The organism is Enterobacter cloacae complex sp. P14RS (assembly GCF_014895895.1).
Lineage (GTDB): Bacteria > Pseudomonadota > Gammaproteobacteria > Enterobacterales > Enterobacteriaceae > Enterobacter > Enterobacter bugandensis.
Genome location: NZ_JADBQM010000004.1, coordinates 156,386 through 168,258 on the forward strand (window position 1 = coordinate 156,386; position 11,873 = coordinate 168,258).

Below are 11,873 nucleotides of genomic sequence, written 5' to 3' on the forward strand. Positions count from 1 at the left end.
TGCAATCTAAAAAATCTTGCTTTTTTACTGATTAGTAATCATTATCATTTAAAATTCAATTCCGATATATCGTATTCACCAGAGAAGAGGCTAAAAATGGCATCTACCCGTTACCCACAGCGCGTGCGTAATGACCTGCGCTTTCGCGAGCTGACGGTGCGCCGCGTTGAGCGCATTAGCGCAGGCTTTCAGCGCATTGTTTTAGGCGGCGAGGCGCTGGAGGGCTTTAGCTCCCGCGGCTTCGACGACCACACCAAAGTCTTTTTCCCTGCACCTGGCACCACGTTTGTCCCGCCGAAGGTCACCGATGAAGGCATCGACTGGGGCGACGGCGTACGTCCACAGGCGCGCGACTATACGCCGCTGTACGATGAGGCAAATCATGAGCTGGCGCTCGATTTCTTCATTCATGACGGCGGGATTGCCAGCGGCTGGGCAGTCGAGGCGAAGGTGGGCGACAGGTTGACGATCGGCGGCCCGCGCGGTTCGCTGGTAGTGCCGGAGGATTACGCCTGGCAGCTGTACGTGTGCGACGAGTCCGGCATGCCGGCGCTGCGTCGACGTTTAGAGAGCATTGCTAAACTGCCGGTTTGTCCGGAGATTCACGCGGTGGTGACCGTAGGTGACGAATCTTATAAGGACTATCTGGCGCACCTGAGTGATTTCAACATCACCTGGGTGGTGGGCCACAGCGAGCATGCGGTGGCTGACCGTCTGGCGGCGCTGGCCGTGCCGGCGGAGGATTACTTTATCTGGCTGACCGGAGAAGGGAAGGTGGTAAAAAGCCTGAGCCGCCAGTTTGAAACCAACGCAATTGACCAGCATCTGGTGCGTGCCAGCGCATACTGGCACGCTAAATAATCAGGCTGCCGAATCCATTTGCGCTTCGTTAACCTGGTGTTCGAGCGAGGCGCATACCTCTTTTAGCGCTTTCTCCTGCTGAGCAAAGTACGCTTCCATATTGCTCAGCGACGAGACCAGCAGCCAGGACTCCTCTTTTTCCAGCTCCGCCAGCTCGTTCACTAAGGTGTCGATTTGCTCGCGGACCTGCGCCATTTTTTTGCGGATACGCTCCAGATCGTTCAGCCTGTCGCTCGCCATCAATGGCTCGAACCCCTGCTGCAGGCGGGCCACCAGCGAGCGAATGGTTTTGACGTCGCCGCGCTGTTTGGCCTGGTTGAGCTGCACCATCATCGCGTTGGCTTCCTCTTTCAGATCGTCTGCGACTAAATCCGGATGGCAGAGCTTGCTCGCCTGCCGCCAGAGGCGCTTGAGTTCGTTCTGATCTTCTTCCGAGAGATGTTTGCCCTTGCGCAGCCGCACTTCGGCATCGTGATGCTGTTCGCGATACTTCTCGTACTCTTCGTTGGCCTCGTCGCGCGCCTGACGCGCGGGCTCTTCTTCGCGCGTTAAGCCGCTTTCCAGTTCGAGCGCTTCGGCCAGCAGGTTGGCAATCAGATTGCTTTGCTGCTCCAGATGCTTACGCGCCTGAGCGGCCTGGACGGAGTCAGCCGGGAGATCGCGCCAGCGCTGGGTAAGCGTCGCCAGCACCTCCACCGCCTGCGCCATATAGCGCTGACAGCGGCGGTAATCCTCCTCGCGACGACGTGCCTCCGCCTGCTGACGACGCAGGTTCAGCTCCGCCAGCGTTTTACGCAGGGCGAGGATCTGCTGCATCAGCGGTCCGAGGCGGGAGAAATAGAGATCGTTGAACTCATCAAGCTGCTGCACGCGCGCGTTGCGGCGGTCAATCAGATCGCGCAGACGCTCTTCCAGCGCCTTCAGCTCCAGCTTGCTGGCGGCTACCTGTGGGTCACGCCACTGGATCACGGCGCGTTGGCCCTGCAGCCAGGCGGTAATGGCCGCCATGGCCGCGGTGTAGTTCTTCTCCTCAAGCGCCACGACGATTGCCTGTAGCTCATCGTCAAACGCTTCATTTTTCAGGCGTGTCAGCTGGCTCTGGATGATGTCGTCATCTTCCAGTTCAATGGCATTTTTAATGATTTCTAGCCGTTTGATCGGTGTGCTCATGATGCCTTTCGCTTTGGCGCTTAAGTATTTGAGTTAAGGGTAGTTGTTGTAAAAGCTACAGGAAATAATACACACGGATGATGATCGGCGCGATGGGGGATTTCTTTAGATTTTACAGAGTGTGAAGATGAGCGCTTAACAAAAGAATAAGAGTGCTGCTTTTTGAGGTTAAACTTAATTCATTGAAATATATAGAAATAATATCTAAATAAAGACAGGTCACTGCGCAAAATACGGAAGAAAGGTATTACGATTCGATAAAAAATCTGCAGATTGGACGGTGAGCCAAAGAAATGAACACCCTTTCCCGTCCGGGGGGCAGTGTGGGGGTAAAGATATGGAGCACTCAGGCAGCTGGCAGGACAATCCTGGCCGTGAATACGGCTCGATAACGTAAAATTATCTGACTTACGCGTCAGGTGTAGGCGTAAACTACACGGCAGTTGAGCATCTGTATATCAATTGAAGGCACATATTGTTTCTAACGAATTTACGCTGGACATACGTACGTGTTTTAACCCGGTGAGATTGTCGCTGCTTTAAGATAGAGCCAACACCCTTGGAGTACAGGGTTGGCTTTTTTGTTGCGCGCGCGTGGGCTGTTGATTTTCCGGAACCCATTAGAACCAACGATTATGTTTTACATAAAAATAGGAAACGATGATGATCCATGCAAAGGTAAGTATACCAAAATAGTCAGGCAGGAAACGCGCGAAGAGATAAGCGCCAGCAACAATGAGTGCTATAGGGATGTAATAAATATAGGACTGCAGAAACCATAAGATTGCTCGTTTCATCTTTTTAATAACTCATGTCAATAATTGATCATCATTGTCATAAGGGACAAGGAAGAAAATGAAAAAAAGCGGTAGAGTGGCAATTTATGTTCTGGTGGTGATTATTTTCTTTCTAACTATTCCAGAGGTCGTCGTTAGAGTACTCACTCCGGAGCAGTTTGCTCGATTGAGTGATTTTACAAGCTTTGGTGGCTTGTTCAGTCATATCCTTTCTTTATTGATTTTCCTTGGCTTAGCGTCAATTCTGCTGGGCATACTTGCCATTTTTGTTACGAAAAAAATCTACCGGCATTTCGCTCGATACAAAAGCTAATCATGAAAACTGAGCCACAAGGTGGTCGTCGAGGCGAAGTTAAGCCTGTTCTGCTCTGCGTCATACAGTGGGGTCTGGATTGAAATCGGGTTCAGTTAAGAAGCAGGGTAACGATAAAGGTTCGTTATCAGTAACTTAGAAAAAAAGCCACTCGCTGGAGTGGCTTAATTATCTGATTTTACATCTAAAATTTGGTGGCCCCTGCTGGACTTGAACCAGCGACCAAGCGATTATGAGTCGCCTGCTCTAACCACTGAGCTAAGGGGCCGTGGCGGTGAATTATAAAGTAACTCCCCGCAGCAATCCAGCCATTCACACCTGCCTGCTGTTTTTATAAACAACGCATTATCAATCCTTTATACTTCCATAACGACGTATCAGTGGGAGTAAAGATGATCAACGACATTCTGGCCCCTGGCCTGCGGGTGGTATTTTGCGGAATCAACCCGGGAAAGTCCTCGGCGCACACCGGCTTTCACTTCGCCCATCCGGGCAATCGCTTCTGGAAGGTGATCTACCAGGCCGGGTTTACCGACAGGTTACTCAAGCCGGAAGAGGAGCAGCATTTGCTGGATACGCGCTGCGGGATCACCATGCTGGTCGAGCGGCCGACGGTACAGGCGAGCGAGGTCAACCTGCATGAGCTGCGCAGCGGCGGGCGGGAACTGGTGAAGAAGATTGAAGACTATCAGCCCGCCGCGCTGGCGATCCTCGGTAAGCAGGCCTACGAGCAGGCGTTCAGCCAGCGCGGGGCTAAGTGGGGTAAGCAGAGCATCACCATTGGCGTTACGCAGGTGTGGGTGTTGCCGAACCCGAGCGGGCTCAACAGGGCAACGCTGGACAAGCTGGTAGAGGCGTATCGGGAGCTGGATGAGGCGCTGATGGTGCGGGGGCTTTAGCTCCTTTGCGGCCTGATGCCCTTACCCTGGCCCTCTCCCACGGGGAGAGGGAATAAACAAAAAAAAGCTCCCGATTGGGAGCTTTTTGCTGTTTACCAGGATTAGTCGTCCAGGAAGCTACGCAGCACTTCAGAGCGGCTTGGATGACGCAGCTTACGCAGCGCCTTCGCTTCGATCTGACGGATACGTTCGCGGGTCACGTCGAATTGTTTACCCACTTCTTCCAGCGTGTGGTCGGTATTCATGTCGATACCGAAACGCATACGCAGCACTTTTGCTTCACGGGCGGTCAGGCCAGCCAGAACGTCGTGCGTGGCGGCACGCAGGCTCTCGGTAGTAGCCGAGTCCAGCGGCAGCTCGAGGGTGGTATCCTCGATGAAATCCCCCAGATGCGAATCTTCATCGTCACCGATCGGTGTTTCCATGGAGATTGGCTCTTTGGCGATCTTCAGCACTTTACGGATCTTGTCTTCCGGCATCAGCATGCGCTCGGCCAGCTCTTCCGGCGTCGGCTCGCGGCCCATCTCCTGCAGCATCTGGCGGGAGATACGGTTGAGCTTGTTGATGGTCTCAATCATATGAACCGGAATACGGATGGTGCGTGCCTGGTCCGCGATAGAGCGGGTGATCGCCTGACGGATCCACCATGTCGCGTAAGTAGAGAACTTGTAACCACGACGGTATTCAAACTTATCTACCGCTTTCATCAGACCGATGTTGCCTTCCTGAATCAGATCCAGGAACTGGAGACCGCGGTTGGTGTATTTCTTAGCGATAGAGATAACCAGACGCAAGTTCGCCTCAACCATCTCTTTCTTCGCACGGCGGGCTTTCGCTTCACCGATGGACATACGACGGTTGATGTCTTTGACCTGCTCGATGGTCAGGCCGGTCTCTTCTTCAATTTGCTGCAGCTTCTGCAGACCGCGATAGACATCGTCCTTCACGTCGTGCAGTTTTTCAGACCACGGCTTGTTCATCGCGATAGCCGCGTTGAACCAGGTTTCGCTGGTTTCGTTGCCGGTGAAGAGGGTGATGAAGTTCTTCTTCGGCATTTTGCACTGCTCAACGCACAGCTTCATGATGATGCGTTCCTGGGTGCGTACGCGATCCATCATCACGCGCATGCTGTTTACCAGGTAGTCGAACTGTTTTGGCACCAGGCGGAACTGTTTGAATACTTCAGACAGCTTCAGGATCTCTTCCTGAGCGGCGGCATGGCTACGGCCTTTCGCTTTGATGGTGTCACGCGTTACTTCGTACTGGGTACGCAGCTCGGCAAACTTCTCGCGCGCCAGTTCCGGGTCGATGCTGTTGTCATCGTCCGCGCTGTCGTCGTCTTCTTCCTCATCTTCATCTTCGTCGTCATCCATCTCTTCCTGAGACAGCTCAGAACCGACGTGAGTGGCGGTAGGCGCCATATCTTCTTCAGCGTTCGGGTCAACAAAACCGGTGATCAGGTCAGACAGGCGCGCTTCTTCCGCTTCAACGCGATCGTACTGCTCCAGCAGATAGGTAATCGCTTCCGGGTATTCGGCAACAGAGCACTGAACCTGGTTGATCCCGTCTTCGATGCGTTTTGCGATGTCAATTTCGCCTTCGCGGGTCAACAGTTCAACGGTACCCATTTCGCGCATGTACATGCGGACCGGGTCAGTGGTACGCCCGATTTCAGATTCCACGCTGGACAGGACCTGTGCAGCAGCTTCTTCCGCATCTTCGTCAGTGTTGTTGGAGGTTTCAGCCAGCAACAGATCATCGGCATCCGGTGCTTCTTCCATCACCTGAATGCCCATGTCATTGATCATTTGGATGATGTCTTCGATCTGGTCTGAATCGACGATATCTTCCGGCAGATGGTCATTGACCTCGGCATAGGTCAGATAGCCTTGCTCCTTACCGCGTTGGACAAGAAGTTTCAGCTGTGACTGCGGGTTTTGCTCCATAAGACGGTATCCACACTTAATTCGTTTGATTGGTGTCGGCGATGGTGCTGCCAACCTTTAAAGCGAGGGCGTACTTATATTTTTGCCGCTGCCTCTCAGTGCGGCTGCCGGGGGCTTCCCGATCGATATTCGGCACTTAAGCCGTTAAATTTTTTATTTCTTCGCCAGTTCCTGGTTAATCATCCAGAGCTCCCGGCGTTCTTCGCTGCTTAAGCCATGGGTGCGCTCGCGAGCTATCAACTCTTCCTGGCGCAACTCAAGCATCGAATCAAACATATGGTTGAGCGAGTCGGTGAACGTTTTTTCTGCAATTTCCTTATCTGCTATATCGTCCCACATCGACAGTTTTTCAAGGGTAGCGGCCTCTTTTGTGCCGCGATAATGCTCTAAAAGTTGTCCGGTGGTCAGACCTGGCTGAGACAAACAAGTGTTGACCAGTTCTGAAAATAAGCCAAGTCCGGGCAACTTTTCGTGGTTCAAACCCGCCAGCGACGGCACTTGCGGAGCAAGTTCGGGGTTTTGCACCAGTAACCCTATCAGTATACGCATGGTTGTGCGTTTTAGCTGAGGCGCGGGGCGAACCGTGCCGTTTTCAGCCTGTTTAGGCATTAAACGTTCAAGCTGGCTGTCATCCAGGATACCGAGCTTGTTGCCTAACTCCTGACGCAGGTAGATGCGCAGCGTTTCGCCGGGCACCTGGCTGATTAACGGCAGCGCCAGAGTACTGAGCTGCGCGCGCCCGTCAGGGGTACTCAAATCCACCTGCGGCATCAGGCTGTTAAACAGAAACGTGGAGAGCGGCTGTGCCTGCTCCATCCGCGCTTCGAATGCCGCTTTGCCCTCTTTACGCACCAGCGTATCCGGGTCTTCACCGTCGGGCAGGAACATAAAGCGTAGCTGACGTCCGTCGGTCATATACGGCAGCGCGGTTTCCAGCGCTCGCCAGGCGGCGTCGCGTCCGGCTCGGTCACCGTCGTAACAGCAGATGACGTTGTTGGTCACCCTGAACAGCAGTTGAATATGATCGGCAGTGGTGGACGTACCTAACGACGCAACCGCGTAGTTAATGTCGTACTGCGCCAGCGCAACGACGTCCATATAGCCTTCGACGACCAACAGACGCGGAGGTTCCGCATTGTCCTGCTGCGCCTCATAAAGACCGTACAACTGGCGGCCCTTATGGAAAATATCGGTTTCCGGAGAGTTGAGGTATTTCGGCAGGGCATCACCCAGCACGCGACCACCAAAACCAATTACCCGGCCACGCTTGTCGCGGATCGGGAACATCACCCGTTCACGGAAGCGGTCGTAGCTTCGTCCCTGGTCGTTAGTGACCAGCATGCCTGCGTCGATGAGGGATTTACGATCTTCGCTATTGCCGCCAAAACGCTTTAACACGTTGTCCCAGCCGGGCGGGGCGTAACCAATAGCGAAACGCGCAATCACATCGTCGCTCAGTCCGCGCTTGTTCAGATACTGACGCGCAGGCTCAGCCGCAGAGTGCTTAAGAGACTGTTGGTAAAACGAATTCAGGCCATCCATCAGTTGATACAGCGTTTGCCGCTGATGGCGCTCGATCTGACTTGGCCCACTGCCTGCTTCATACGGCACTTCAAGATTATGCATCGCCGCCAGTTCTTCGACGGTTTCAACGAACTCGAGCTTGTCGTAGTTCATTAAAAAATCGACGGCATTACCGTGTGCGCCACAGCCGAAGCAATGGTAAAACTGCTTTTCACCGTTTACGGTGAAGGAGGGGGTTTTTTCGTTATGGAACGGACAGCACGCATGGTAGTTCTTGCCCTGCTTTTTCAGCTTTACCCGCGCGTCGATGAGATCGACGATGTCGGTTCTGGCGAGCAGGTCATTGATGAAAACGCGTGGGATTCTTCCGGCCATATGCCCCAAAAATTTAAGCGACTTATAAACGAAAACAAGCCGCGCATTCCTTCCGGAAGCACGGCCTTACGACTACTACTCTGTCTGTCAATTGAGGGCGTTGGCCCTCAACAGATTAGTACAGACGAGTACGGCGTGCGTTTTCGCGAGCCAGTTTCTTCGCGTGACGTTTCACAGCGGAAGCTTTAGCGCGCTTACGTTCGGTCGTTGGTTTTTCATAAAACTCACGACGACGAACTTCAGCCAGAACACCTGCTTTCTCGCATGAACGTTTGAAGCGACGCAGTGCTACGTCGAACGGCTCGTTTTCACGTACTTTAATTACCGGCATGTAACTCTCACCTTTAATAAATTCGGTTTGCCGCTGGCATCAACGCCAGCTTATTTCAAAATGGTGCGGAATTTTACTGCAAATGCTGCTGCTTTGTAAAGCACCGATGCGATTTTGAAAGGGACTTTAATAAGGGTGAGGAGTATACACGAGCCTTCTTCCTGGGGCGAACAAAGTTTTACATCAACCCGCCCAGGCTCTACACTGCGCGGTATTGAAACGAGGTAAAACAAGTCATGCGTGTACTGGGTATTGAAACATCCTGCGATGAAACCGGCATCGCCATTTACGACGACGAAAAAGGGCTTCTGGCCAACCAGCTGTATAGTCAGGTGAAATTGCACGCTGACTACGGCGGCGTCGTACCTGAACTGGCCTCTCGTGACCACGTGCGTAAAACGGTTCCCCTGATTCAGGCGGCGCTGAAAGAGGCCGGATTAAGCTCAACCGATATTGACGCCGTAGCCTATACCGCAGGGCCGGGTCTGGTCGGTGCGCTGCTGGTCGGCGCAACGGTAGGGCGTTCGCTGGCCTTCGCGTGGGACGTTCCCGCCATTCCGGTTCACCACATGGAAGGGCATCTTCTGGCGCCGATGCTGGAAGACAATCCGCCCGAGTTCCCGTTTGTGGCGCTGCTGGTTTCCGGCGGGCATACCCAGCTGATTAGCGTAACGGGTATTGGCAAGTACGAGTTGCTGGGCGAGTCGATCGACGACGCCGCCGGCGAAGCGTTCGATAAAACCGCCAAGCTGCTGGGCCTGGATTACCCGGGCGGCCCGATGCTCTCTAAAATGGCGTCGCAGGGAACGGAAGGGCGCTTTGTTTTCCCGCGCCCGATGACCGACCGTCCGGGGCTGGATTTCAGCTTCTCCGGGCTGAAAACCTTCGCGGCGAATACTATCCGCAATAACGACGACAGCGACCAGACCCGCGCCGATATCGCCCGCGCGTTCGAAGATGCGGTAGTGGATACGCTGATGATCAAGTGCAAGCGCGCGCTGGATCAGACCGGGTTTAAGCGCCTGGTGATGGCGGGCGGCGTCAGCGCCAACCGTACGCTGCGCGCGAAGCTTGCGGAGATGATGCAAAAGCGTCGCGGGGAAGTGTTCTACGCGCGTCCGGAATTCTGTACCGATAACGGGGCGATGATCGCTTACGCCGGGATGGTGCGCCTGAATGCGGGGGCAACGTCCGACCTGAGCGTGTCCGTGCGTCCGCGCTGGCCGCTGGCGGAACTGCCTGAGGCGTGAGTTTTTTGCCGGGCGGCACTTCGTTTGCCCGGCCTACGGTCTTGTAGGCCCGGTAAGCACAGCGCCACCGGGCAATAACCGCACTACACCCGCAGCATCCCTTTCTCTTCCAGAAACGCAATAATCGTCCCCAGACCGTCACCCGCCTTCAGGTTGGTAAAGGTCCACGGGCGCTCGCCGCGCATGCGATTGGTATCACGCTTCATCACCTCCAGCGACGCACCGACGTACGGCGCGAGGTCGGTTTTGTTGATCACCAGAAAATCGGATTTGGTGATCCCCGGTCCGCCCTTGCGCGGGATTTTTTCCCCTTCGGCCACGTCGATCACGTAAATAGTCAGATCCGCCAGCTCCGGGCTGAAGGTCGCGCTCAGGTTGTCGCCGCCGCTTTCAACGAAGATCAGATCCAGATTACCGAACTTCTCGCTGAGTGCTTCTACCGCCGCGAGGTTCATTGAGGCATCTTCGCGGATGGCGGTATGCGGGCAGCCGCCCGTCTCCACGCCCACGATGCGCTCCGGCTCAAGCGCGCCCGCCTCGGTGAGGATGCGCTGATCCTCTTTGGTGTAGATATCGTTAGTGACCACCGCCAGATGGTACGTGTCGCGCATCGCCTTGCAGAGCGCTTCCAGCAGCGCGGTTTTGCCCGATCCTACCGGACCGCCCACGCCCACGCGCAGGGGATGTTTGTAATCAGCCATGTTGACTCCTCAGGAACGGAATAGTCGTGAATATTGTGTTTCGTGGCGCGCGGAGGCGATGGCCGACAGTGGCGTAGCTGCCCCCAGCGCGTCGTCGCCACGTAAAAATGCCTGTTCAAACCCGGCGGCAAAATGGTCGCTCAGCTCGATAATCAGCTGCTGCGCCGCCTGCTGTCCGAAGGGGACGAGCTTGACGCCCGCCATCACTGCGCTCTCTATCCAGCTGTAGCCGAGGCTCAGCGCCAGCTCGCGCGCGCCAATGCCCCAGCGCACGCCGAGCCACGCCATGCCGCAGAGCTGGCTCTGCGCAAACAGCGGCAGCCACTCTGCCGGGCAGTTCGGCTCCCAGCTTTTAATCAGGCGCGTAAAGGCCGCCCCACGGTTGCGCTCCTCTTCGCGCAGCTCGCGCGTTTCCCGGCAGGCGAGCAGATATGCCGTCCAGCGTTTTGCTGCCGCGACGTCCTGCTGTTCGCAGGCCCGGAACAGCCGGATAAACATCGGCAGATCGACGCAGAAAAAGCTCTGCTCCATCTGCTGGATCTGCCAGCGTCTGAAGGCGTCGGTGCTCGCAACCCAGCCCGCCTCTACGGCCCACTCCAGCCCCTGCGACCAGGTAAACGATCCGACCGGCAGGCTACTGCTGGAGAGCTGCATCAGGCGCAGCCACTGGCGGGCGTGCTCCATCAGCTCATCAGCGCCAGCAGGGCGGAGACGATCAGCCCGCCGCCGAAGGTTTTACGCAGCCCGTCGTGACGGCGCAGCAGCAAGCCTGCGGCGAAACTGGCGCACAGCACCGTCGCGCTGGCCAGCATAAAACCGCTGGTGAACAGCCAGAAGCTGTGGCCAGACATCTCCACGCCGTGCGCCCAGCCGTGGAACATCGCCAGGGCAGGCACCGCCAGCAGCAGGCGGTTTTCGGTTTTAAACATCATCACGCCGCAGACCGCCAGCGAGGCGATAATCAGCATCTCCATGCCGCTAAAGCCGCCGAGCAGGCTGCCCGCAATGGCACCAACGAACATCATGCCGAGGGTGGCAAACGGCAGCAGGAGCTTGCGGCCGCTCAGGGCAGACAGCACGCCAGCCCCGGTCAGCATCAGCAGGTGATCCAGCCCGGTCAGCGGATGGAAAAACCCAGCCTGAAAGCTGTCGGCGCCGTGGCCGGGATGCGCGAGCGCGGGAACGGAAAAAGCCAGCAGTAACAGCGGTAAATACTTACGCATGATTGATCCTTAATGTGAATGGGCGTGAGAATGGCTATGGCTGTGGGCATCGCTGGCGTAAGCGCCCGCTTCCGGTTCAAACGGCAGGCTGGCGAAGGTTACCTCCAGCCCGAACTGGCGCAGCATGTCGTCGAGAACGTGATCGTGGTGATAGCGCAGCTCGCCGGGCATGACCTGCAGCGGCACGTGGCGGTTGCCCAGGTGGTAGCAGGCGCGGGCGAGCAGGAACGGATCGGCGCAGCGCACCACGGAAACCGACTCCGGGGCGGCGATCACTTCGATCACTTCGCTGCCGTCGTCGGTGGTCAACAGGTCGCCCCCGCGCAGCAGCAGGCCGCGCGGCAGCATCAGTCCGGCTTCGCGGCCGTCGTTCAGCGCCACGCGAGCGCGGCTTTTCACCCGCACGTCAATCGGCAGCGTGACGCTGGCGGTGATCGGGTGCGCGTGGTCCAGGCGTTGGGTCAAATAGATCATCATCACTCC

At 55.9% G+C, this 11,873-nt stretch carries 12 protein-coding genes and 1 tRNA gene; 4 read left to right on the top strand and 9 right to left on the bottom strand.

Annotated elements, in window-relative coordinates; translation table 11 throughout:
- Positions 1 to 96 precede the first annotated feature (96 nt).
- Positions 97 to 861, top strand: coding sequence for a siderophore-interacting protein (locus tag IM295_RS02715; protein ID WP_193052572.1), 765 nt, complete (start codon positions 97 to 99; stop codon positions 859 to 861).
- Here the strand turns inward: IM295_RS02715 and IM295_RS02720 are convergent, their stop codons facing one another.
- Positions 862 to 2,031 (bottom strand): DNA repair protein, encoded by a 1,170-nt coding sequence (locus tag IM295_RS02720; protein ID WP_193066176.1) that lies wholly within the window; start codon positions 2,029 to 2,031, stop codon positions 862 to 864.
- An 855-nt stretch (positions 2,032 to 2,886) separates the two neighbouring features.
- Here IM295_RS02720 and IM295_RS02725 point away from each other — a divergent pair.
- Positions 2,887 to 3,141 carry a hypothetical protein gene (locus IM295_RS02725; RefSeq protein ID WP_193066177.1) on the top strand — a complete coding sequence of 85 codons (255 nt, stop codon included), beginning with the start codon at positions 2,887 to 2,889 and terminating at the stop codon, positions 3,139 to 3,141.
- A gap of 192 nt (positions 3,142 to 3,333) precedes the next feature.
- Here IM295_RS02725 and IM295_RS02730 read toward each other — a convergent pair.
- A tRNA-Ile gene (locus IM295_RS02730) sits at positions 3,334 to 3,409 on the bottom strand.
- Between the two features lie 124 nt (positions 3,410 to 3,533).
- On the opposite strand from IM295_RS02730, the gene mug reads away from it, so the two are divergent.
- Positions 3,534 to 4,040: a G/U mismatch-specific DNA glycosylase gene (mug, locus tag IM295_RS02735; RefSeq protein ID WP_023333460.1), complete on the top strand. Its 507-nt coding sequence runs from the start codon at positions 3,534 to 3,536 to the stop codon at positions 4,038 to 4,040.
- A 101-nt stretch (positions 4,041 to 4,141) separates the two neighbouring features.
- On the opposite strand, the gene rpoD is transcribed toward mug, so the two are convergent.
- The 3 genes from rpoD to rpsU form a co-directional block, all read right to left on the bottom strand.
- The gene (gene rpoD / locus IM295_RS02740) at positions 4,142 to 5,986 is read right to left on the bottom strand and encodes an RNA polymerase sigma factor RpoD (protein WP_028014473.1); all 1,845 of its coding nucleotides are present in this window, start codon (positions 5,984 to 5,986) and stop codon (positions 4,142 to 4,144) included.
- A 153-nt stretch (positions 5,987 to 6,139) separates the two neighbouring features.
- Complete coding sequence (gene dnaG / locus IM295_RS02745; protein WP_028014472.1) at positions 6,140 to 7,885, bottom strand: DNA primase; 1,746 nt, start codon at positions 7,883 to 7,885, stop codon at positions 6,140 to 6,142.
- Between the two features lie 115 nt (positions 7,886 to 8,000).
- Positions 8,001 to 8,216 carry a 30S ribosomal protein S21 gene (gene rpsU / locus IM295_RS02750; protein ID WP_001144069.1) on the bottom strand — a complete coding sequence of 72 codons (216 nt, stop codon included), beginning with the start codon at positions 8,214 to 8,216 and terminating at the stop codon, positions 8,001 to 8,003.
- A 236-nt stretch (positions 8,217 to 8,452) separates the two neighbouring features.
- Between rpsU and tsaD the strand changes: the two genes are divergently transcribed.
- Positions 8,453 to 9,466: a tRNA (adenosine(37)-N6)-threonylcarbamoyltransferase complex transferase subunit TsaD gene (tsaD, locus tag IM295_RS02755; RefSeq protein ID WP_048224940.1), complete on the top strand. Its 1,014-nt coding sequence runs from the start codon at positions 8,453 to 8,455 to the stop codon at positions 9,464 to 9,466.
- 83 nt (positions 9,467 to 9,549) lie between these two features.
- Here tsaD and ureG read toward each other — a convergent pair whose 3' ends face one another.
- Genes ureG through ureE form a run of 4 tightly spaced genes read right to left on the bottom strand, consistent with a single transcriptional unit; the run spans position 9,550 to position 11,864 of the window.
- Complete coding sequence (ureG, locus tag IM295_RS02760; protein WP_126817105.1) at positions 9,550 to 10,167, bottom strand: urease accessory protein UreG; 618 nt, start codon at positions 10,165 to 10,167, stop codon at positions 9,550 to 9,552.
- 9 nt (positions 10,168 to 10,176) lie between these two features.
- A complete protein-coding gene (locus IM295_RS02765) occupies positions 10,177 to 10,851 on the bottom strand; it encodes an urease accessory protein UreF (RefSeq protein WP_193066178.1) in 675 nt (224 codons plus the stop codon).
- Positions 10,851 to 11,390, bottom strand: a complete 540-nt coding sequence (locus IM295_RS02770) for a HupE/UreJ family protein (protein ID WP_193066179.1) — start codon at positions 11,388 to 11,390, stop codon at positions 10,851 to 10,853. The genes IM295_RS02765 and IM295_RS02770 overlap by 1 nt, the downstream gene beginning before the upstream one ends.
- A gap of 9 nt (positions 11,391 to 11,399) precedes the next feature.
- Positions 11,400 to 11,864, bottom strand: coding sequence for an urease accessory protein UreE (gene ureE, locus IM295_RS02775; RefSeq protein WP_100170887.1), 465 nt, complete (start codon positions 11,862 to 11,864; stop codon positions 11,400 to 11,402).
- Positions 11,865 to 11,873 lie beyond the last annotated feature (9 nt).

What these genes read in the sequence shown, in the direction of transcription:
- rpoD (WP_028014473.1), bottom strand. Translation starts at nt 5,986, where the DNA reads ATGGAGCAAAACCCGCAGTCACAGCTGAAACTTCTTGTCCAACGCGGT.
- dnaG (WP_028014472.1), bottom strand. Translation starts at nt 7,885, where the DNA reads ATGGCCGGAAGAATCCCACGCGTTTTCATCAATGACCTGCTCGCCAGA.
- tsaD (WP_048224940.1), top strand. Translation starts at nt 8,453, where the DNA reads ATGCGTGTACTGGGTATTGAAACATCCTGCGATGAAACCGGCATCGCC.
- IM295_RS02770 (WP_193066179.1), bottom strand. Translation starts at nt 11,390, where the DNA reads ATGCGTAAGTATTTACCGCTGTTACTGCTGGCTTTTTCCGTTCCCGCG.
- mug (WP_023333460.1), top strand. Translation starts at nt 3,534, where the DNA reads ATGATCAACGACATTCTGGCCCCTGGCCTGCGGGTGGTATTTTGCGGA.
- IM295_RS02715 (WP_193052572.1), top strand. Translation starts at nt 97, where the DNA reads ATGGCATCTACCCGTTACCCACAGCGCGTGCGTAATGACCTGCGCTTT.
- IM295_RS02720 (WP_193066176.1), bottom strand. Translation starts at nt 2,031, where the DNA reads ATGAGCACACCGATCAAACGGCTAGAAATCATTAAAAATGCCATTGAA.
- ureG (WP_126817105.1), bottom strand. Translation starts at nt 10,167, where the DNA reads ATGGCTGATTACAAACATCCCCTGCGCGTGGGCGTGGGCGGTCCGGTA.
- rpsU (WP_001144069.1), bottom strand. Translation starts at nt 8,216, where the DNA reads ATGCCGGTAATTAAAGTACGTGAAAACGAGCCGTTCGACGTAGCACTG.
- IM295_RS02725 (WP_193066177.1), top strand. Translation starts at nt 2,887, where the DNA reads ATGAAAAAAAGCGGTAGAGTGGCAATTTATGTTCTGGTGGTGATTATT.
- IM295_RS02765 (WP_193066178.1), bottom strand. Translation starts at nt 10,851, where the DNA reads ATGGAGCACGCCCGCCAGTGGCTGCGCCTGATGCAGCTCTCCAGCAGT.
- ureE (WP_100170887.1), bottom strand. Translation starts at nt 11,864, where the DNA reads ATGATCTATTTGACCCAACGCCTGGACCACGCGCACCCGATCACCGCC.